Consider the following 20,054-nt stretch of genomic DNA (forward strand, 5'->3'; position numbering starts at 1 on the left):
CGGTGGCCGCCGGTTGTCAGCGCCCGAGCAACGGACGCAGCGACGGCCACACCGTTTCCAGCACCCTGGGCTGGGCAGCGGCAGTGGGATGCAGGCCGTCTGCCTGCATCAGGCCTGGCTGCAGCGCGACCTTTTCCAGGAAAAACGGCACCAAGGCGGTCTTGTACTGCCTGGACAGGTCGGCGTAGCTCGCCTTCAGACGCTCGCGGTAGGCGGGGCCGTAGTTGGGCGGCACATCGATGCCCAACAACAGCACCTTCGCCCCGGCCTGCTGGCTGAGCTGGATCATCTTTTCCAGGTTGCCCTTGAGCTGGGCCGGGGTCAGGCCGCGTAGCGCATCGTTGCCGCCGAGTTCGATCACCACCACGCCGGGGCGGTGCTTCTGCAGCAGGCCGGGCAGCCGCGTCAGCGCACCGGAGGTGGTTTCGCCGCTGATGCTGGCATTGACGACCGCCGGTGGCGTCGCCATGTCACGCTTGAGGCGTTGGTCCAGCAAGGTGACCCAGCCGGACTGCACCGGGATGTTGTGCGCAGCGCTCAGGCTGTCGCCGACCACCAGGATCGGTGCGGTCGCCACCGGACTTTTGGCAGAGGCAATTCCCGGCGCAAGCAGGGACAGTGTCAGCAGCCACAGGACCAGCGCGCCATATCGCAGTGTTCTTTCACGCATTCGGAGATTCCTCATCGACAGTCTGGCCCCCCGCTCCAGCACCCGCACCGCCATCGACGTCCGCGAGGTCGGCAAGTCCGTCAGCGGACCGGAGGGAACACTCCACATCCTCGACAACATCAGCTTGACGGTCAGTGAAGGCGACAGTATCGCCATCGTCGGCGCGTCCGGCTCGGGCAAGACCACCCTGCTCGGCCTGCTGGCCGGGCTGGACCTGCCTAGCCGCGGCAGCATCGCGCTCTCCGGCCAGCAGCTGGGCCAGTTGGACGAAGAGGCGCGTGCCGCCTTGCGCGCGCGCGAGGTGGGCTTCGTGTTCCAGAGCTTCCATCTGCTGCCGGCACTCACCGCCGAAGAAAACATCGCGCTGCCGCTGGAACTGGCCGGGCGCGAGGACCCGGCGCGGGTGCGCGAGGTGCTGGAGGCGGTGGGCCTGAGCGCGCGCGCGCGCCACTACCCGCGCCAGCTGTCCGGCGGCGAGCAGCAACGTGTGGCGCTGGCACGCGCCTTCGTGGCCAAACCGCGCATCCTGTTTGCCGACGAGCCCACCGGCAGCCTGGACCAGGCCACCGGCGCGCAGATCAGCGACCTGCTGTTTGCGCTCAATGCCACCAGCGATACCACCCTGGTGCTGGTGACCCACGACATGACGCTGGCGCAGCGCTGCAACCACATCTACCGCATCGACAGCGGCCGCCTGCACGCCCAGCCCGGTTCGGCCGCATGAACGTGCTGCGCCAAGCCGCGCGCGCGGTGCGCCGCGAATTCCTGGCCGGCGACCTGCTGACCGTGTTCGCCGCGCTGGTGCTGGGCGTGGCGGTGATGACGGCCGTCGGCACGCTGGTCGATCGGGTGACCCTGGCGTTGACTTCCAGCGCGGCCGAAGTACTCGGTGGCGATCTGGGCGTGACCGGCCGCCAGGAGATCCCGGCCGACTTCGCCGCGGAAGCGCAGCGGCGTGGCTTGCAGAGCACGCGCATGGTCAGCTTCCCCAGCGTGCTGTTCCATGGCGACGCCAGCCAGATGGCCAATATCCGCGGGGTCGGCGCGGGCTACCCATTGCGTGGGCAATTGCTGGTGTCCACGGACAGTGCCGGCATGCAGGGCAAGCCGGCTGGCGCACCACCGCCGGGCCAGGCCTATGCCGATCCCCGCCTGCTGGAGGCCCTGGGCCTGCGCGTGGGCGAACAGCTGGAATTCGGCGCCGGCCATCTCACCATCACCGGCGTGTTGCGTGCCGAACCGGATGCCTCCGGCGAGCTGATGCAGCTGTCGCCGCCGCTGCTGGTCAATCGCGCCGATATTGATGGTGCCGGCCTGCTCGGCCCGGGCAGCCGCGCCTCGTACCGGCTGATGTTTTCCGGCGCGCCCGCTGCCATCGCCGACTTGCGTGCGTGGCTGAAACCGCGCGCCAGCGAATACCGCCTGGTCGGCATTGAGGACACCCAGCGCGGCATGCGCGCGGCGTTCGATCGCGCGGGGCGCTTTCTGGCCCTGTCGGCGTTGCTGGCGGTGCTGTTGTCAGGTGTGGCCACTGCCTTGGCAGCCAACCGCTTTGCGATGCGGCGTATCGACACCGTGGCGGTGTTGCGCTGCCTGGGCGCACGTCAGCGCGACATCCTGGCGATGCTGTCGCTGCAATTGCTGTTGACCGCGATCCCTGCCTGCCTGGTCGGTATCGGCTTAGGCATGCTCGCGCAGGAAGGCCTGGTGCAGGCGCTGGGCAGCCTGATCCCGAACCGGCTGCCGCTGCCGCAGGCCACCCCTGCCCTGGCGGGCGCAGGCATCGGCCTGGTGCTGTTGCTGGGCTTCGGCCTGCCGCCGCTACTGCGGCTGCGCAACGTGCCGCCGATGCGCGTGCTCAACCGCAGCTTTGCCGCGGTGCCGCCGAGTTCCTTGCTGGTCTACGCCGCGGCATTGGCGGCCACGTTGGCGCTGACCGTGTACGCGACCGGCAACCTGGTGCTGGCCGGCTGGGTGCTGGGTGGCCTGGCCGCATTGGCGCTGGTGGCGATGGCGCTGGGACTGGGTCTGCTGGCCCTGCTGCGGCCGATCCAGCACCGCCTGCGCGGCGCCTGGAAGCTGGGCCTGGCCTCGCTGACGCGGCGCCGCGGGCTGAGCGTGGTGCAGCTGGTCGGGCTGTCGCTGTCGTTGTGCGCGCTGCTGCTGCTGGCGGTGGTCGGCCCCGGCCTGCTTGGGCAGTGGCGCGATCGGCTGCCGGTGGATACGCCCAACTATTTCCTGATGAATATCCAGCCCGAGCAGACCGAACCGGTATTGCAGACGCTGCGCGGCCTGGGTGTGCAGGATGCGGCCGTGGAGCCGTTTTCGACCGGGCGCCTGGTGGCGATCAACGACAAGCCACCGCTGCGCGGCGACCGCGATCCGGCCGACGATGGCGACGGCGACAACCGCCCGGTCAATTTCTCCTGGCGGCATGCATTTCCGCCGGCAAACACCTTGCTGGAAGGCAAGTTCTGGGCGGCCGACAGCACCGCGCCGGAGGCTTCGGTGGAAGAAGGCTGGGCGCAGCGGTATCAGCTCAAACTGGGCGACCGCATCACCCTGCTGCTGGGCGAGCAGCAGCGCAGCTTCACCGTCACCAGCATCCGCAAGGCCGACTGGGACTCGTTCCGGGTCAATTTCTTCCTGCTGCTCAACCAGGGCTCGGTCGGCGATGCGCCGTACAACCTGATTTCCAGCTTCCACCTGCCGCCCGGCAACGCGCCCAAGCTGGCGTCGCTGAGCCGCGACTACCCCAACATTTCGGTGCTGGATATCGATGCGATCCTCGGCCGCGTGCGCGAGGTGATCGACCAGGTGGCGCAGGCGGTGCAACTGGTGATGGGTTTCAGCCTGCTGGCCGGCGTGCTGGTGCTGCTGGCGGCCTTGCAGGCCACCGCCGGCGAGCGTCGCTATGACAGCGCGGTGCTGCGCACGCTGGGCGCGCGTCGCGGCCAGTTGCGTGGTGCGGTGCTGGTGGAGTTCGGCGCGCTCGGTCTGCTGGCGGCGACGCTGGCGGTGACCGCCGCCGCGGTGATCGGTGCGGTGGTCGGGCAAAAGGCGTTCGAGATCGCATTGACGCCGGACTGGCCGCGCCTGCTGCTCGGCGGCGCGTTTGGCCTTGCGCTGAGCCTGCTGGCCGGCTGGTCGGGCACGCGACGCATCCTGTCCACGCCGCCGGCGTTGGCACTGCGGACCGACTAAGGCCGGGTCGGTTGAACCCGCGGACGGGCGGCGCGCAGGCGTCGCCCGTCCGCGTTCCGTCACACCGCTGCATATACCGGCAGCGCATAAGCACCTTGCCAATCGTACGTTCGCAGCGGCGACCGGACTGCCTACAGTGGTGTGTCCGGCCGCCGGCCCAGGCGGCCATCGTTGCCGTCGAGGTGCCACCGTCATGGCCAGCATCACTTCCGCTGCGCGTGCGCAGCCGCCGCGCGATGCGGTTTCCCCACAGCACTCTTCCAGCGTCCGGATCGTGCCGTTCGACGCCCCGCTGGGCGCCGAAGTGATCGGCCTGGATCTGTCACAGCCACTGGATGCAGACACCTTCGCGCGCATCCATCAGGCGCATCTGGACTACCACGTGCTGGTGTTCCGCGAGCAACGCATCACGCCGGCGCAGCAGGTGGCTTTCAGCCGTCGCTTCGGCCCGTTGCAGATCCATGTGCTGCGCAACTTCCAGTTGCGCGGACATCCGGAAGTGCTGGTGGTGTCCAACATCAAGGAGAACGGCGAGCCGATCGGCCTGGGTGATGCCGGCCACTACTGGCACTCGGACCTGTCGTACAAGGACACCCCCAGCCTGGGCTCGCTGTTGCATGCGCAGGAATTGCCCAGCGAAGGCGGCGACACCTTGTTCGCCAACCAGCACCTGGCCTGGCAGACCCTGCCCGACGCGCTCAAGCACGCGGTGCGGGACCTGCGTGCCGAGCACAGCTATCTGGCCAAGTACGAAGAACTGCGCGCGCGCAATCCGTGGCGCCCGGCGCTGACGCCGGAGCAGATCGCCGAAGTGAAGCCGGTGCAGCATCCAATCGTGCGCACCCATCCGGAAACCGGCCAGAAAGCGCTGTTTGTCAGCGAGCATTTCACCACCCGCATCGTCGGCTTGCCCGACGACGAAAGTGCTGCACTGCTGCAGGCCCTGTTCGCACACAGCACCGGCGATGCGCTGGTGTATCGGCATCGCTGGCAGCCGCACGACATGGTGTTCTGGGACAACCGCTCGGTCATGCATCTGGCCGCCGGCACGCCCGATCATCTGCGTCGCCGGCTCAACCGCACCACCATCGAAGGCGATGCGCCGTTCTAGCCAAGGTGCTGCCTCGCGCGCGTTTCGCAACACGTAATGCGCTGGGAAACGCGCCTTCTTCCTCCCCCCTCGACTGGAGCGCCGCATGCGTTTGACCGTCACCTCTCACGCACGTCCGCAGCGCCGACGTTTTTCCCGACGTGTCGCGCTGCTGCTCCTGGCCGCATTGCCGTTGCTGCACAGCGCGCATGCGCAGGCCGAAGGAAAGCTGCGCATCGCCAAACAGTTCGGCATCGTCTATCTGTTGCTGGACGTGGCGCAGGATCAGAAACTGATCGAGCAGCAGGGCAAGGCGGCCGGCGTGGACATCGACGTGCAGTTCCTGCAGCTGTCCGGTGGCGCGGCCGTCAACGATGCCCTGCTGACCGGTTCGATCGATATCGCCGGTGCCGGCGTCGGGCCGTTGTTCACCATCTGGGACCGCACGCATGGCCGCCAGAACGTGCGCGGCGTGGCGTCGCTGGGCAACTTCCCGTACTACCTGATCAGCAACAATCCGCGCATCAGGAGCATCGGCGATTTCACCCCGCAGGACCGCATCGCGGTGCCGGCCACCGGCGTGTCGGTGCAGTCGCGTTTCCTGCAGCATGCCTCCCAGCAACGCTGGGGCGACAAGGGCACCCACCAGCTGGATCCGCTGCAGGTCGCCTTGCCGCACCCGGACGCGGCCGCCGCGATCATCCGTGGCCGCACCGAGATCACCGCGCATTTCGCCAGCCCGCCATTCCAGGAGCAGGAACTGGCGCGCAACCCGGCCGCGCACATCGTGACCAGTTCCTACGAGATCGAGGGCGGTCCCTCCTCGGCCACCGTGCTGTATGCCACCGAGAAATTCCGCCGCGACAATCCCAAGACCTATCGCGCCTTCGTCGCGGCGCTGGATCAGGCCGCACGCTTCGTCACCGCGCATCCGGAGCAGGCAGCGGATATCTTCCTGCGTCGCAATGGCTCGAGCATCGATCGCGCGCTGGTGCTGCAGATCCTCAAGGACCCGAAAGTGCAGTTCACCGTGGTGCCGCAGAACACGCTGGGGCTGGGCAAGTTCATGCAGCACAGCGGCGCGATCAAGCAGACCCCGAGCAAGCTGAGCGACTACTTCTTCGACGATCCGCTGATTGCGGGCGGGAGCTGAGCGATGAGTCCGTCTACACCCTTGCTGCAGGTCGATCACGTCAGCCTGGAATACGCCTCGGCGCAACGCGTGGTGCGCGCCACCCATCGCGTGCGTTTTGATGTGCATGAAGCCGATCGCTTCGTGCTGCTGGGCCCCTCGGGTTGCGGCAAATCCACCCTGCTCAAGGCGGTGGCCGGCTTCGTCACCCCGCGCGAGGGACAGATCCGTCTGGATGGCAAGGCGGTCACCGGGCCGGGACCGGACCGGGTGGTGGTGTTCCAGGAATTCGACCAGCTGGCGCCCTGGAAGACGGTGCGCGAGAACGTGGTGTTCGGCCTGCGCGCAGCCCGCAAGCTGTCGCGCGCCGAGGCGCGCGAACGTGCCGACGACAGCCTGGCGCAGGTCGGGCTGAGCGCGTTTGCCCAGGCCTACCCGCACACCCTGTCCGGCGGCATGAAGCAACGCGTGGCGATTGCACGCGCGCTGGCGATGCGGCCGCGCGTGTTGCTGATGGACGAGCCGTTCGCCGCACTCGATGCGCTGACGCGTTCGCGCATGCAGGAGCAGGTGCTGGAGCTGTGGGAGCAATCGCGCTTCACCTTGTTGTTCGTCACCCATTCGATCGAGGAGGCGTTGGTGGTAGGCAATCGCGTGCTGCTGTTGTCGCCGCATCCGGGCCAGGTGCGCGCCGAGCTCAACGCGCATGCGTTCGGCCCGCACAGCGCCGGTAGCGTGGCATTCCAGCAGACTGCGCAGCGCATTCATCGGCTGCTGTTCGACCTGCCCGACGACGCCCTGGATGATGCCAAGGTGGCGCCGCTGCGTCGCCCGGCCGAGCGCCAACGCGAGGCGCTGCCATGAGCCGCAGCAACGCCACCGCGCTGCCGCCACTGCCACCGGTGCGGGCCGAGTACGAAGTCGCCCTGCAGCCGCTGGACCCGGCATTGGTTGCAGCCGCCGCGCCGACGCGCTGGCAGGCACCGCCATGGCTGCGCAAGGCGCTGGTGCTGGTGGTGCTGGTCGCGGTGTGGGAGATCGCCGCACGCGTGGTCAGCGACGATCTGATGCTGCCCAGCGCGCTGCAGACCGCACGCGCGTTCTACGACGGGCTGCTGTCCGGCGAGCTGCTGCGCCGCGTGGGCGCTTCGCTGCGCGTACTGGCGCAGGGCTATGCGCTCGGCGTGGTGCTGGCCTTCGTGCTGACCGCGCTGGCCGCTTCCACGCGCTGGGGCCGCGACGTGCTCGGCACGCTGACCGCCATGTTCAATCCGCTGCCGGCGATCGCGCTGCTGCCGCTGGCCTTGCTGTGGTTCGGCCTGGGCACCGGCAGCCTGGTGTTCGTGCTGGTGCATTCGGTGCTGTGGCCGCTGGCGCTGACCACCTACGCCGGTTTCCAGGCCGTGCCGGAAACGCTGCGCATGGCCGGGCGCAATTACGGGTTGCGTGGGCCGCGCTACGTGGCGCAGCTGCTGATTCCCGCCGCGCTGCCGGCGATCCTGTCCGGGTTGAAGATCGGCTGGGCCTTCGCTTGGCGCACCCTGATCGCCGCCGAGCTGGTGTTCGGCGCCACCTCCGGCCAGGGCGGCCTGGGCTGGTACATCTTCCAGAACCGCAACGAGCTGTATACCGACCGCGTGTTCGCCGGCCTGGCGATGGTGATCGTGCTGGGCCTGCTGGTGGAGGGCGTGGTGTTCCAGGCGATCGAGCGGCTGACCGTGCGCCGCTGGGGCATGCAGCGTTAGCGGGATGACCGCAGGCGCTGCGAGCGCAGCGATGCGTGGCCAGGCGTTTTGCCTGGCCACGCTGCAGATGAACGTGTTGCGCCGGCCACCAACGCCCTGAGCCCGCGTGCCGGGCTCATCGGCACGGTCGCGTGCGCTTAACGGGGCTGGCTTATGCTGCCGGCCCCTTTGCTGCCGTCTGCCGTCATGCCTACCGCCCCCTTCACTCCCTATCTGTATCCGGTGCTGTTGCTGATCGCCAGCAACGTGTTCATGACCTTTGCCTGGTACGGGCATCTGAAGTACAAGAGCACGCCGCTGATGATCGCGATCCTGGTCAGCTGGGGCATCGCGTTCTTCGAATACTGCCTGCAGGTACCGGGCAACCGCCTGGGCAGCGCGGTGTACTCGGCGCCGCAGCTCAAGGGCATGCAGGAAGTGATCACGCTGCTGGTGTTCGCCGGCTTCTCGACCTTCTACCTGGGCCAGTCGTTGAAGTGGAATCACTGGGCCGCATTCGGCTTGATCCTGGTCGCGGCATTCCTGATGTTCAAGGAATAACGACCAAGCGCCGTCTCGCCGGTAGGAGCGCACCAGGGCGCGACCTCGCAGGAGCGTCCCGGGCGCGATGGGCCTTTTCGGGAATGCCACGTCGCGCCCGGGTGCGCTCCTACGGCATGCGGGTGCTTAGTTCGCCGGTTCGACCCACTGCGCGAATACCGCGTCCTGCTTGGTTTTCGGATGCAGGCCGGGGGGCGTATCGAGCAGCCTGGCCCAGCGCGTGCGCACCTTGGCCCCATCGCTCTGGGCGCCCCGCCGTCTCGCTCGTAGGAGCGCACCCGGGCGCGACCTCGCAAGAGCGTCCTGCGGCGCGATGGGCGTTCTCGGGAATGCCACGTCGCGCCCGGGTGCGCTCCTACGGCATGCGGGTGCTTAGTTCGCCGGTTCGACCCACTGCGCGAACACCGCGTCCGGTTTGGTTTTCAGATGCAGGCCGGGGGGCGTATCGAGCAACCTGGCCCAGCGCGTGCGCACCTTGGCCCCATCGCTCTGGGCGCCCCGCCGTCTCGCTCGTAGGAGCGCACCAGGGCGCGACCTCGCAGAAGCGTCCTGCGGTGCGATGGACCTTCTCGGGAATGCCACGTCGCGCCCGGCTGCGCTCCTACGGCATACGGGCGCCTAGTTCGCCGGTTCGACCCACTGCGCGAACACCGCGTCAAGCTGCGCGTCCTTGACCCGCTTGCCGCTCTGCACCGCCTCGGCCTGCTGGAACATCGGCATGATCATCGCCATGCCGTCCGGTTTGGTCTTCAGGTGCAGGCCGGGGGGCGTATCAAGGAACCTTGCCCAGCGCGTGCGCACCTTGGCCCAGTAGCCTTGGGTGCCCTTCCAGTACGCATAGGCCGGGGCGAAGTCGACCTCGGTGGTCTTGCGGTAATCATTGAAGCCGAACTCGCGCGCGATCGCTTCCTGGCTGCCGTCGGGCTTGCGCAGCACCTTGGTGTTGAACTGTTCGTGGGTCCAGCCGTTGGGCGTAAGCGTGTGGCGATTGATCACCGCGAGCGCGTTGTAGTCGCTGCGCTTGGTGTACTCGCGGCGCGGCAACGGGCGCCAGCTCAGGTCGCTGGTCCAGGTGGGATGGCCGTCGGCATAGTCCCAGCGACCGGTGCCGCAATAGCGCGGCGCGTCGCTGACCTCGTAGACGCACTGGGTCCAGGCGCCGGCGGTGACTGCCGGGGGCAGCGCATGCACCGTCCAGGTCTGATCGGCGCTGAATTCGAAACGCTGCGGCGCCTCGTAGATCCAGTCCTGCCGCCAATGCTTGGTCACATGCCTGCTCTTCTCGTCGACCAGCAAATGCTGCAACACCAGCTTGCGCGGTGAATCCTCCACCACGATCACCACTTCGCTGGCGCCGCTGCGCATGGCCGATGCACGCTCGTAACCGGGCTTGAGCAACACCGTCTCGTCGAAGGCAAAGTCCACCGCGTATTCGCCCTGCATCGCCAGGATGCTCTGCCGATCGCGCTGGGCATCGGCGGCGGCAATCAACGGCAACAGGCTCAGCGTCAGTACGATACAACAGGAAAACGTTCGGCTCATCGGAACTCTCGGGAGTGGTGGGAGACGTCAGCGGCGCAGGCGCACCAGCGACGTGGTCATGTCGGATGGGTTGTTGTTGCTGGATGTGGCGGAGACCGTGCGCAAGGCGGCAGCGCGCGCGCAGCAGCAATCGTCCACCGCCACGCGGCCGTCGATGCCCTCTTCGCGCGCCAGGCGTGCGGCAACCTCCGCACCCAGCGCCGACACGGTCGCCAGGCTGGCGACAAACGGCTGCTCGCGGGTGGCGGCGGCCTGCAGGCGCAGCGCACTCAAGCGCCACGCCTCCCCACGCATGCGCCCGGCCAGACGACGCCACAGCCGCTCGCCGACGCCCAGCTCATGGGTTTCCATCGGCAACGGCGGCAGCCGCGAGACCAGGCGATCCCAGATCAGGAAATCGCTGTCAGGCAGCAGGCAGATCCGCCAGCAGCACTGCCCCTCGGCATCGAAGAACCAGATGCTCTCGCGCACGCCATCGCTGTCGACCTGCCGGCACGCCGCCGCATCCACAGCATGCTGCCAGCCATCCAGTTCGTTGCCCAATGCGGGCCGGTACAGGCACAGCACCGTACCCAACGCCGCCAACTGCTGCGGACGCGGCAGCGCGGCGCGGGTGGCACGTGCATGCGACAACGACGGCAGCGGGCGGGCGATGGGCATGGCCGCTACCAGCTCACCGCCAGGCTGACCGAGGCGGTGCGCCCGGCGCCGGTGAAGCGATCGATCACCGTGCTGCTGGCCAGCGTGCCGTTAGGCAGCGCATTCCAGTCCACATAGCGGCGGTCGGCCAGATTGAAGATGCCTGCGGTGACCTTGGCACCCGGTGCGAACTGCCAGTGCCCCATCAGGTCCAGCGTGGCATAGCCGGCCGGGGTGTAATAGCTGTCCAGCTGCGGGCGACGCTTGCGCGCGACGAAGGTGCCGATCAGTTCCGCCCCCCAGGCATCGCTGTCGAAGGCCACGCCGAGCGTGCCGCGCAGCGGATCGACCGAGTTGAGCGGAGTGTCGTCGGTGAGATTGTCGCCTTCCGCATACGCCACGGCGCTGTTGAGCGACCAACCCTGCCAGCCGGCCAGCGCGCCCAGATCGATTCCGCCGCGCGCTTCGGCACCCTTGATCACCACATCGTCCACGTTGCGCGACTGGAACAGCATCAGCCCTTCGGCATTGAAGCCGGCCGGCGCATACGATTCGATGAAGTTGCGGTAGTCGGTGTAGTACACGCTGACGCCCAGATAGCCGACTGCATCATTGAAACGCAGCCCCAGTTCGCCACCACGGCTGGTCTCCGATTTCAGGTCCGGATTGGCGATGGCGGTGTAGCGCGCCTGCAGATTGGTGAAGCCGATATTGACGTCGTTGTATGGCGGCGCGCGGAAGCCGTGCGCGTAATTGGCATACGCCGACCAGGCATCCGAAAACCGCCACACCGCACCGAACTTGGGAGACACCTGCGTTTCATCGATGGTCTCGGCGGCAACGCCGGGATTGTCTTCGCGGAAGATGTCGTCCACCTGCGGCGATAGCCGGAAATAATCCACGCGCACGCCCGGCGTCAGCGACAGCTTTCCATCGAACAGGCGGATCTCGTCCTGCGCATACAGCCCGAGCTTGGTGGTCTCGCTCTTGGGGAAATCGCGCACCGGGAACACGTCCTGACCGACGCGATTGGTGATTGCGCCATTGGCCAGATTGACCGAGTAGCCATCGCGCTTGGCGCGGGTGTCGGTCCAGGTGCCGTCCAGGCCGTAGGTGATGTCGTGGCTGAGCGTTCCGGTGTCGATGGCTTTGTGTGCGTTGACCAGCAGGCCGTACACGCGCTGATCGAAGTTATGTTCGTTATGACGGCGGGTATTGTTGCCGCGCAGCTCGTCGGTACGCTGCAGGCTCTCGCTGTCCTGGCGATACAGCTGCCACTGCAGATCGTCGGCCAGCGCCCAATCCAGTGCATCCAGTTCGTGGCGCAGCGAAACGCGCGCGCGGGTCTGATGGTCGCGTCCGTCCTGCGACAGGATACGCTGCGATGGCGTGGTCACACGCGGGTCGATGCCGGTCAATGCATCGATGCTGCCGTAGTCTTCGTTGCCTTCCACGGTGAGCTTGAAACGCTGCTGCGCGCTGGGCGCGTACACCAGCTTGGCCAGCACGCTGCGGCCATCGATGCGCTGCGGGTTGGCCGCAGTACGGGTGAAATCGCGGCTGCGGTTGTCGCCCTGGTTCTGTGCTTCCTGGCCCTGGCGATGACTGACCGCCACCATGCCGCTCCAGCGCTCGCCGCCGAACGCGCCGGTGGCACCGGCGAACAGGCCGTTCCAGTCGCCTTCGTAGCCGAACTTCAGGCCGACATAGCTGTGCTTGTCGGCACTCAGGTAATCGGATGGATCCTTGGTGACGAAGGCCACCACGCCGCCCAGCGCGTCGGAACCGTACAGCGAGCTGGCCGGCCCGCGCACTACTTCGACGCGCTTGAGCGTTTCCAGATCGACGAAGTTGCGATTGGCGTTGAGGTAGCTGCCGAAACTGAAGGTGTCCGACACCGGCACGTTGTCGACCAGGATCGCCACACGGTTGCCGTCCAGCCCGCGGATGCGGATGCCGTTGGCGCCGGTGAAGCGGCCGCTGGTGCTGGTCACCGACACGCCGGGCGTGTAGCGGAACAGATCCTTGAGCTCGCGCACCAGTTGGTTGTCCAGTTGTTCGCGATCGATCACATCCACGGTGCTCGGCACATCGACCAGGGCACGCTGGGTGCGCGTGGCGGTCACCTGCAACCGGTCGAAGTCGTGGACCTCACGCGCGGCGTCACCATTGGCGGCAAGGTCGGCAGCGTGGGCACTCAACGGAAGAGCGGGCAGCGCAAGCGATAGCGCGACCACCAGCGGATGCAGGCGAATCATCGGGAACCTTTGAAGGGAAGTTCCCGGCAGCGTGTGCTGCAGACTAGGCCGCGACCGGCCGCCGGGGGAGAGCGTGGGGTGCGCGGACGGCGGCGGCAACGCCCGCGGCAGGCAACCCGATTCCCTGCGCCAATGCGCGGAATCGGAGGTGGAACTTACTTGGTCAGGATGAGCTTGTCGTTGCTGGTATGGCGCAGGCGATAGACGCGGTCGCCATGCTGGATCAGCACTTCGCGACGGCCTTTGAGCAGCGCCTCGCTGCTGATGAGGTCTTCTGCGGGGACGGCACGCGGAGCAGCGCGGTCGCGCAGGTTGACCGGTTCGGAGCGGAGCAGCACGGGATGAGCGGTCATGATCTGGATCTCCAGTCGGTTGGCCAGACAAATAATAACCATTCTCATTTAATGATCAAGAGCCATTCTCATCTTCTTGACACGACCTTTGCATGGGTCAGACGATTTCGATTCACCAATCCTATTGAAAAGATTCAGCCGCGATTTCTGATTGGGGTTTTCCGTGCAGAGCTCGTGGCCTTGCTGATCACATCGGTGGTGAGGACTACGCTGGGCAAGCGCGAGGACTGAGCGGACGGCAGCACCTTGCGATGCATGGATTTGGCTGGCGTGCACGACCTGCCAGGTGCAGCCTCTTGTTCGCGTTGAGAACCAACAAACCAACGCAGCGCAGTCGACTGTCCCGCACGCATGCACCGCACAGGGCACTCCTCAGCGCGTCGCCCCCTCCACCCGTGCCCAACCGTCGGCATCGACCTGGGTCAGGGTCTCCAGCGCGCCGAGATTTTCTTCCAGCTGCGCGACCCGGCTGGCCCCCAGGATCACCGTGGACACGTGCGGGTTGCGCAGGCACCAGGCGATGGCCAGGCGTGCGGGCGACTGGCCCAGCTCGGCGGCCAACGCACAGAACGCGCGGGCGCGTTCCAGGCGGCGCGCTTCCGGTGCGCCCAGCACTTCGTCCTGCAGCCATTGATTGCCCGGCTGGCCGAGGCGGCTGTCCGCGTCCACGCCGGCGTTGTACTTACCGGTCAGCAGGCCAGAGGCCAGCGGCGACCAGATCGTGGTACCCAGCCCGCCCTCGCACAGCGGCGCGTATTCGCGCTCCAGCCGGTCGCGGTGCAGCAGGTTGTACTGCGGTTGCTCCATCGCCGGAGCGTGCAGGTGTTCCTGCCCGGCGATGCTGATGGCCTCGCGCAACTGCTCGGCGCTCCACTCGGAGGTGCCCCAGTACAACACTTTGCCCTGGCGGATCAGGGCATCCATGCTGCGCACGGTTTCGCGGATCGGCGTGTCCGGGTCGGGCCGGTGGCAGAAGTAGAGGTCCAGATAGTCCACGCGCAGGCGCTTGAGCGCGGCATGGCAGGCGTCGGTGACATGCTTGCGCGAGAGTCCGCGCTGGGTCGGACGCGGGCTGTCCACCGCGCCGAAGAACACCTTGCTCGACACGCAGTAACCATCGCGCGGCAGGCGCAGGTCGGCGATCACATCGCCCATCACTTCTTCGGCGCGGCCGCGTGCGTAGACCTCGGCGTTGTCGAAGAAATTGATGCCGTTGTCCCAGGCGGCGGCAATCAGGTTGCGCGCTTCGCTGCGCCCGATCTGCTTGCCGAAGGTGACCCAGGCCCCGAACGACAGGGCCGACAGCTGCAGCCCGGTGGACCCCAGACGACGGTATTGCATTGGCAGACTCCAACAACCTCCGCGGCGCCCTGCCCCGGATCGGCGTGCGCAGTGTAGGACGTGGTGCTGCCGGGGCGACAGGGTTGCGCGGCATCGATGCCGCTCAAGGTCCCATGCCGGCACGCGCAGGTACCACCGGTTCTATCGGTTCCGGAAAGAAGTGCGAACAGCCAGATGAGCTGCACGTTCTTCCTAGCGTCCATGCCTGGCGCGTGACGCCAGATGGATCGCTTACCGATCACAGCAGCCACGGAGTCCGCAGAGATCAACACGTGCTTGACGCATTGCTTGCCGATCAGCAGTGGCAATGCTGGAAGCGTGGTGTCGCGTCCGGGGGTGGGACCGTGTGGCGGCATGGATGCCGCCACCGAGCCTCCAGGGACGGATTCACGGCGTGTCCCGACGCCGGATGCGGCGCCGCGCCGCCGACCAACCATGCGCATGAGATCTTCAGGTTCTCAGTGCAAGCTCCGGTCTACCGAGGGCGCTTGCACGCGTACCGGCGTGGGACACGCCGCAAGTACGTCCATGTAGGCTCTGGCGCGGCATCCATGCCGCTCAAGGTCCCACCCCGCTACGCGCGCAAGTAGCACCGGTTTTCGTCGACGGCTGAAGGGAAAAGCGGCACCCGGTCGGGTGATCGCGCTTCGGGGCGAGGTCTTTGCGGGCGACGCTCGGCAGCGAATCGACGCCCCCCGATCAATGACCTTGCGCAAGCGCGGCTCGCCCGCCCGCGCGCAGGCAACTGCCCGCGCCCGCCCCGGCTCGCCTGCGGGCCAACGGGCGGGCCCTGAATGCTGCTCGCCTTGCCCACGGTCACCCCCTGCTCTAGGCTTCTCGTTTTGCCGTCAGCAGCCCCGGGGATTGGAATGGTCGAAGGTTTGGGAAGGATCGGTTTCGGCCTGTTCGGTCTGGCGGTGCTCATCGGCATCACCTGGCTGTTTTCGAGCAACCGCCGCGCGATTGACTGGAGGCTGGTCGCCACCGGTCTGGCGCTGCAGATTTCGTTCGCCGCACTGGTATTGCTGGTGCCGGGCGGACGCGATGTGTTCGACTCGCTGGGCAAGGGCTTCGTCAAGGTGCTGAGCTTCGTCAATGAGGGGTCCACCTTCATTTTCGGCAACCTGATGAACATCGACAGCTACGGCTTCATCTTTGCGTTCCAGGTGCTACCCACCATCATCTTCTTCTCGGCGCTGATGGGCGTGCTCTACCACCTGGGCGTGATGCAGGTGGTGGTCCGCGCGATGGCGTGGGCGATCACCAAGGTGATGCGCGTGTCCGGCGCGGAAACCACCAGCGTGTGCGCCAGTGTGTTCATCGGCCAGACCGAAGCGCCGCTGACGGTGCGCCCGTACATCCCCAAGATGACCCAGTCCGAGCTGCTGACGATGATGATCGGCGGCATGGCGCATATCGCCGGCGGCGTGCTGGCCGCCTATGTCGGCATGCTCGGTGGTAGCGACCCCGCGCAGCAGGCGTTCTATGCCAAGCATCTGCTCGCCGCCAGCATCATGGCCGCGCCCGCCACCCTGGTGGTGGCCAAGCTGCTGGTGCCGGAAACCGGCACCCCGCTGACCCGCGGCACGGTCAAGATGGAAGTGGAAAAGACCACCAGCAACGTCATCGATGCGGCGGCAGCCGGCGCCGGCGACGGTTTGCGGCTGGCGCTCAACATCGGCGCGATGCTGCTGGCCTTCATTGCGCTGATCGCCTTGATCAACGCACCGCTGACCTGGCTGGGCGAGATCACCGGCGCCGCCGCACTGCTGGGCCGGCCGACCAACCTGTCGACGATCTTCGGGTACGTGCTGGCGCCGATCGCCTGGGTGATCGGCACCCCGTGGGTGGACGCGACCACGGTCGGTTCGCTGATCGGGCAGAAGGTGGTGATCAACGAGTTCGTCGCCTACAGCGAGCTGTCGCGTATCGTGAAGGGCGAAGTGCCGGGCGTTGGCCTGAGCGCGGAAGGTCGGCTGATTGCCACGTATGCGCTGTGCGGCTTTGCCAACTTCAGCTCGATTGCGATCCAGATCGGTGGCATCGGCGGGCTGGCACCGGAACGCCGTCACGATCTGGCCAAATTCGGCCTGCGCGCAGTGCTGGGCGGTTCGATCGCCACGTTCATGACCGCTACCATTGCCGGCGTGCTCTCGCATTTCGGTTGAGGCGGCGCGGGTTCATCGGCGTGACGGTCTAATCGCCGCACGCCACGTTTCATTCAGTCATTCAAGTCAAGGGTATTTATGAGTTCGGTCGTCGTTGTCGGGTCCTTCAATGTCGATCACGTGTGGCGCTGTGATGTCCTGCCTGCGCCGGGTGCCACCATCGCCGGTCGCTACAGCACCGGCCCGGGTGGCAAGGGCTTCAACCAGGCGGTCGCGGCCGCACGTGCCGGTGCCAGGACGCACTTCCTGTGCGCGCTGGGCGACGACGCCGGCGGCGCGCTGGCGCGCTCGCTGGCTGCGCACGACGGCTTTGCGTTGATCGCCGAGCCCAGCAATGAGCCGACCGGCACCGGCGGTATCTATGTCGACGCGCACGGCCGCAACACCATCGTGATCGGCGCCGGTGCCAACTCGGTGCTGAGCGCAGCGTTCGTGGACAACCAGCGCGCGCTCGTGGCCTCGTCCGGCGTGTTGCTGGCGCAGCTGGAATCGCCGGCGGAGACCATCGAATCGGCGCTGGCGCTGGCACGCGAATGTGGCGTGCTGACCGTGCTCAACGCCGCACCGGCCAATGCGCCGACCTCGATCGGCCTGCTCAAGCTGTCGGATGTGCTGACGCCGAACGAAACCGAATTTGCGGCCCTGCTCGGCCGCCATGTGGGCGAACGCATCAATGCCGACGATGTGGCGGCGCTGGACGGCAACACGCTGCATTCGCTGTGCCGCAAGCTGCTGCCGGGCGGTACCGTGGTGGTGACGCTGGGATCGGTGGGCGCCTTCATCTCGCATGCGGAAGAGCAGCTGCGCGGCGACACGGCCGCGCATTACCGCGTGGGCGCGGAAAGCGCGCAGACGGTGGACACCACTGGCGCTGGCGACGCCTTCAATGGCGCGCTGGTCGCCTCGCTGGCGCAGGCGCCGACTGCCAGCTTCATCACTCACGTGCGCTTTGCCACCCGCTACGCCGCGCGCTCCACCGAAGTGGAAGGCGCCGCCACCTCGATGCCGCGCATGGTGCCCGAACCGGCCGTGTGATCCGCACACTTCAAGCAAACAACGAAGGCGACCGCAGCGATGCGGTCGCCTTTTACGTTCAGGGCGTCGGCATCCCATGGGACTGCTTCGATCCGCGAACGGCATGTCGAGGCCTGTCCATCGACGGACGCCGCCAGACCCGCTGCGCCGGAGCTTCGATCTTCTTCATCGGATAGCAGTCTGGGCGGCAGGACCTGGGGTGATGCCGCGTCGGGCACTCGTACCCTCATCCGGCGCTGACGCGACACCGTCTCCCGACGGGAGAGGAGTTGGGGTGAGGGTACGGTCAGCCAGCAATCTCGCCGCTGCCCTCGCTCTACTAGCCACGCGACCCGCACAGCAACCGCACAAGACCGAAGGCCGGAACTGCTCTCCCGATTCCCGATTCCCGATTCCCGATTCCCGATTCCCCATTCCCCATTCCCGATTCCCGACTCCCGAATCCCCACCCAGCTACAATGCCACCATGCAGATCGGCCCCTATTCCATCGACCCGAAAGTGATCCTGGCCCCGATGGCCGGCGTCACCGACAAGCCGTTCCGGCTGCTGTGCAAGCGGCTGGGCGCCGGGCTGGCGGTGTCGGAGATGACCATCTCTGATCCACGCTTCTGGGGCACGCGCAAATCGCTGCACCGCATGGATCATGCCGGCGAGCCGGATCCGGTCAGCGTGCAGATTGCCGGCACCGAGCCGCAGCAACTGGCCGAGGCGGCGCGCTACAACGTCGACCACGGTGCGCAGCTGATCGACATCAACATGGGCTGCCCGGCCAAGAAGGTCTGCAATGCCTGGGCCGGCTCGGCGCTGATGCGCGACGAAGACCTGGTGGCACGCATCCTCAGCGCGGTGGTGCAGGCGGTGGATGTGCCGGTGACCCTGAAGATCCGCACCGGATGGGACTGCGATCACCGCAACGGCCCGACCATCGCGCGCATCGCGCAGGACTGCGGGATCGCCGCGCTGGCCGTGCACGGGCGTACCCGCGATCAGCATTACACCGGCACTGCCGAGTACGCCACGATTGCGCAGATCAAGGCGGCGCTGCAGATTCCGGTGATCGCCAACGGCGATATCGACTCGCCGCAGAAGGCGGCGCAGGTGCTGCGCGAGACCGGCGTGGATGCGGTGATGATCGGGCGTGCCGCGCAGGGGCGCCCATGGATCTTCGGCGAAGTGGCGCACTATCTGTCCACCGGCGAGCTGTTGCCGCCGCCGTCGTTGGCGTTCGTGCGCGACACCCTGCTCGGCCATCTGGAAGCGCTGCATGCGTTCTACGGGCAGCCGCAGGGCGTGCGCATCGCGCGCAAGCATCTGGGCTGGTACGCCAAGGATCACCCGCAGAGCGCCGACTTCCGTGCAGTGGTCAATCGCGCCGAAACGCCGGAAGCGCAGCTGGAACTGACCCGCGCGTATTTCGACGCCTTGATCGCCGGTGTGCCGCCAGCGTTGTCGGTTGCCGCCTGAGTTTTCCTGCGTTGTTGGAGCTGCAGCCATGACCGCACCAAGCGACACCCCGACCTATCTGCATGGGTTTTCGTCCACCGAACAGGCACGCCTGCTCAAGCAGGCGCGCCTGCTGGAAGCCACGCTGTTCAACCAGATCGACTACAGCGGCGCACGCCGGCTGCTGGAAGTAGGCAGCGGGGTGGGCGCGCAGACCGAAATCCTGCTGCGCCGCTTTCCCGACCTGCATGTCACCGGCGTGGACCTGAGCAAGGCGCAGTTGGGCGCGGCACGCGCCAATCTGGAACGGCTGGCATGGTGCCGCGAGCGCTACACGCTGCAGCAGGCCGATGCCAGCGATCTGCCGTTCGAGGCGCGTCAGTTCGATGCGGCGTTCCTGTGCTGGGTGCTGGAGCATGTGCCCTCGCCTGCGCGCGTGCTCAACGAGGTGCGGCGTGTGCTGCTGCCGGGCTCGCCGGTGTATGTCACCGAGGTGATGAACGCCTCGTTCCTGCTGCATCCGTATTCGCCCAATCTGTGGCGCTACTGGATGGCCTTCAACGATTTCCAGCACGACCAGGGCGGCGACCCGTTCGTCGGCGCCAAGCTGGGCAACCTGCTGCTGGCCGGCGGCTTTCGCGATGTGCACACCGAGATCAAGACGCTGCATCTGGACAACCGTGAGCCGGGCCGGCGCAAGACCATGATCGGGTTCTGGGAAGAAGTGCTGCTGTCGGCGGCCGACCAGTTGCGCGAGGCCGGTGCGGTGGACGCAGACACCGTGGACGGCATGCGCCGCGAACTGGCGCAGGTGCACAGCGACCCGAACGCGGTGTTCTTCTACTCGTTCGTGCAGGCGCGCGCGACAGTGTATTGAGCCGGCGGGCTGCCCG

Annotated in this window: 17 protein-coding genes and 2 pseudogenes; 11 read left to right on the forward strand and 8 right to left on the reverse strand. The window is 67.0% G+C overall.

The window, feature by feature from the left end:
- Positions 1-16: 16 nt before the first annotated feature.
- Complete coding sequence (locus DYQ94_RS07490) at positions 17-685, reverse strand: arylesterase (RefSeq protein ID WP_184428960.1); 669 nt, start codon at positions 683-685, stop codon at positions 17-19.
- Between the two features lie 103 nt (positions 686-788).
- On the opposite strand from DYQ94_RS07490, the gene DYQ94_RS07495 reads away from it, so the two are divergent.
- The 7 genes from DYQ94_RS07495 (at position 789) to DYQ94_RS07525 (ending at position 8,381) form a co-directional block, all read left to right on the forward strand.
- Positions 789-1,394 (forward strand): ABC transporter ATP-binding protein, encoded by a 606-nt coding sequence (locus tag DYQ94_RS07495; protein WP_257998620.1) that lies wholly within the window; start codon positions 789-791, stop codon positions 1,392-1,394.
- Positions 1,391-3,874 (forward strand): ABC transporter permease, encoded by a 2,484-nt coding sequence (locus DYQ94_RS07500; RefSeq protein WP_126965325.1) that lies wholly within the window; start codon positions 1,391-1,393, stop codon positions 3,872-3,874. Before DYQ94_RS07495 ends, DYQ94_RS07500 begins: the two co-directional genes overlap by 4 nt.
- A gap of 193 nt (positions 3,875-4,067) precedes the next feature.
- Positions 4,068-4,985: a TauD/TfdA dioxygenase family protein gene (locus tag DYQ94_RS07505; protein ID WP_126965324.1), complete on the forward strand. Its 918-nt coding sequence runs from the start codon at positions 4,068-4,070 to the stop codon at positions 4,983-4,985.
- An 85-nt stretch (positions 4,986-5,070) separates the two neighbouring features.
- Entirely contained in the window at positions 5,071-6,117 is a 1,047-nt protein-coding gene (locus tag DYQ94_RS07510) for an ABC transporter substrate-binding protein (RefSeq protein ID WP_126965323.1), read from the forward strand.
- Between the two features lie 3 nt (positions 6,118-6,120).
- Complete coding sequence (locus DYQ94_RS07515) at positions 6,121-6,960, forward strand: ABC transporter ATP-binding protein (RefSeq protein WP_039530624.1); 840 nt, start codon at positions 6,121-6,123, stop codon at positions 6,958-6,960.
- Positions 6,957-7,841 carry an ABC transporter permease gene (locus DYQ94_RS07520; protein WP_126965322.1) on the forward strand — a complete coding sequence of 295 codons (885 nt, stop codon included), beginning with the start codon at positions 6,957-6,959 and terminating at the stop codon, positions 7,839-7,841. Before DYQ94_RS07515 ends, DYQ94_RS07520 begins: the two co-directional genes overlap by 4 nt.
- 186 nt (positions 7,842-8,027) lie before the next feature.
- Positions 8,028-8,381 (forward strand): DMT family protein, encoded by a 354-nt coding sequence (locus DYQ94_RS07525; RefSeq protein WP_160954899.1) that lies wholly within the window; start codon positions 8,028-8,030, stop codon positions 8,379-8,381.
- Between the two features lie 126 nt (positions 8,382-8,507).
- Here the strand turns inward: DYQ94_RS07525 and DYQ94_RS07530 are convergent.
- From DYQ94_RS07530 to DYQ94_RS07560, 7 genes and pseudogenes are all read right to left on the reverse strand, one after another.
- A pseudogene (locus DYQ94_RS07530) lies at positions 8,508-8,636 on the reverse strand (DUF6607 family protein); the annotation flags it as partial.
- A gap of 117 nt (positions 8,637-8,753) precedes the next feature.
- Positions 8,754-8,882: pseudogene (locus DYQ94_RS07535) on the reverse strand (DUF6607 family protein); the annotation flags it as partial.
- Between the two features lie 117 nt (positions 8,883-8,999).
- Entirely contained in the window at positions 9,000-9,923 is a 924-nt protein-coding gene (locus DYQ94_RS07540; RefSeq protein WP_160954900.1) for a DUF6607 family protein, read from the reverse strand.
- 27 nt (positions 9,924-9,950) lie between these two features.
- Positions 9,951-10,583: a ChuX/HutX family heme-like substrate-binding protein gene (locus DYQ94_RS07545; protein WP_160954901.1), complete on the reverse strand. Its 633-nt coding sequence runs from the start codon at positions 10,581-10,583 to the stop codon at positions 9,951-9,953.
- A 5-nt stretch (positions 10,584-10,588) separates the two neighbouring features.
- On the reverse strand, positions 10,589-12,820 hold the full coding sequence (locus DYQ94_RS07550; RefSeq protein WP_184428958.1) for a TonB-dependent hemoglobin/transferrin/lactoferrin family receptor: 2,232 nt from the start codon (positions 12,818-12,820) through the stop codon (positions 10,589-10,591).
- Positions 12,821-12,975: 155 nt separating this feature from the next.
- Positions 12,976-13,215, reverse strand: a complete 240-nt coding sequence (gene hemP / locus DYQ94_RS07555; protein ID WP_024938306.1) for a hemin uptake protein HemP — start codon at positions 13,213-13,215, stop codon at positions 12,976-12,978.
- 330 nt (positions 13,216-13,545) lie between these two features.
- A complete protein-coding gene (locus tag DYQ94_RS07560; RefSeq protein WP_046345736.1) occupies positions 13,546-14,514 on the reverse strand; it encodes a potassium channel beta subunit family protein in 969 nt (322 codons plus the stop codon).
- An 869-nt stretch (positions 14,515-15,383) separates the two neighbouring features.
- Between DYQ94_RS07560 and DYQ94_RS07565 the strand changes: the two genes are divergently transcribed.
- The 4 genes from DYQ94_RS07565 to DYQ94_RS07580 all read left to right on the forward strand — a co-directional run bounded on the left by DYQ94_RS07565 (position 15,384) and on the right by DYQ94_RS07580 (position 20,038).
- On the forward strand, positions 15,384-16,682 hold the full coding sequence (locus tag DYQ94_RS07565) for a NupC/NupG family nucleoside CNT transporter (protein WP_016903833.1): 1,299 nt from the start codon (positions 15,384-15,386) through the stop codon (positions 16,680-16,682).
- Positions 16,683-16,760: 78 nt separating this feature from the next.
- Positions 16,761-17,717 (forward strand): ribokinase, encoded by a 957-nt coding sequence (locus tag DYQ94_RS07570; protein WP_016903834.1) that lies wholly within the window; start codon positions 16,761-16,763, stop codon positions 17,715-17,717.
- 466 nt (positions 17,718-18,183) lie between these two features.
- The gene (dusB, locus tag DYQ94_RS07575) at positions 18,184-19,182 is read left to right on the forward strand and encodes a tRNA dihydrouridine synthase DusB (protein WP_016903835.1); all 999 of its coding nucleotides are present in this window, start codon (positions 18,184-18,186) and stop codon (positions 19,180-19,182) included.
- Between the two features lie 28 nt (positions 19,183-19,210).
- Complete coding sequence (locus DYQ94_RS07580; protein ID WP_160954903.1) at positions 19,211-20,038, forward strand: class I SAM-dependent methyltransferase; 828 nt, start codon at positions 19,211-19,213, stop codon at positions 20,036-20,038.
- The last annotated feature ends 16 nt before the right edge of the window (positions 20,039-20,054 follow it).

Origin of the sequence: Xanthomonas sp. LMG 8993 (assembly GCF_009835065.2) — a bacterium.
GTDB lineage: Bacteria > Pseudomonadota > Gammaproteobacteria > Xanthomonadales > Xanthomonadaceae > Xanthomonas > Xanthomonas arboricola.

Coding starts and splice junctions, on each gene's coding strand:
- DYQ94_RS07490 (WP_184428960.1), bottom strand. CDS start 685: ATGAGGAATCTCCGAATGCGTGAAAGAACACTGCGATATGGCGCGCTG.
- DYQ94_RS07500 (WP_126965325.1), top strand. CDS start 1,391: ATGAACGTGCTGCGCCAAGCCGCGCGCGCGGTGCGCCGCGAATTCCTG.
- DYQ94_RS07505 (WP_126965324.1), top strand. CDS start 4,068: ATGGCCAGCATCACTTCCGCTGCGCGTGCGCAGCCGCCGCGCGATGCG.
- DYQ94_RS07510 (WP_126965323.1), top strand. CDS start 5,071: ATGCGTTTGACCGTCACCTCTCACGCACGTCCGCAGCGCCGACGTTTT.
- DYQ94_RS07515 (WP_039530624.1), top strand. CDS start 6,121: ATGAGTCCGTCTACACCCTTGCTGCAGGTCGATCACGTCAGCCTGGAA.
- DYQ94_RS07520 (WP_126965322.1), top strand. CDS start 6,957: ATGAGCCGCAGCAACGCCACCGCGCTGCCGCCACTGCCACCGGTGCGG.
- DYQ94_RS07525 (WP_160954899.1), top strand. CDS start 8,028: ATGCCTACCGCCCCCTTCACTCCCTATCTGTATCCGGTGCTGTTGCTG.
- DYQ94_RS07540 (WP_160954900.1), bottom strand. CDS start 9,923: ATGAGCCGAACGTTTTCCTGTTGTATCGTACTGACGCTGAGCCTGTTG.
- DYQ94_RS07545 (WP_160954901.1), bottom strand. CDS start 10,583: ATGCCCATCGCCCGCCCGCTGCCGTCGTTGTCGCATGCACGTGCCACC.
- DYQ94_RS07550 (WP_184428958.1), bottom strand. CDS start 12,820: ATGATTCGCCTGCATCCGCTGGTGGTCGCGCTATCGCTTGCGCTGCCC.
- hemP (WP_024938306.1), bottom strand. CDS start 13,215: ATGGTTATTATTTGTCTGGCCAACCGACTGGAGATCCAGATCATGACC.
- DYQ94_RS07560 (WP_046345736.1), bottom strand. CDS start 14,514: ATGCAATACCGTCGTCTGGGGTCCACCGGGCTGCAGCTGTCGGCCCTG.
- DYQ94_RS07565 (WP_016903833.1), top strand. CDS start 15,384: ATGGTCGAAGGTTTGGGAAGGATCGGTTTCGGCCTGTTCGGTCTGGCG.
- DYQ94_RS07570 (WP_016903834.1), top strand. CDS start 16,761: ATGAGTTCGGTCGTCGTTGTCGGGTCCTTCAATGTCGATCACGTGTGG.
- dusB (WP_016903835.1), top strand. CDS start 18,184: ATGCAGATCGGCCCCTATTCCATCGACCCGAAAGTGATCCTGGCCCCG.
- DYQ94_RS07580 (WP_160954903.1), top strand. CDS start 19,211: ATGACCGCACCAAGCGACACCCCGACCTATCTGCATGGGTTTTCGTCC.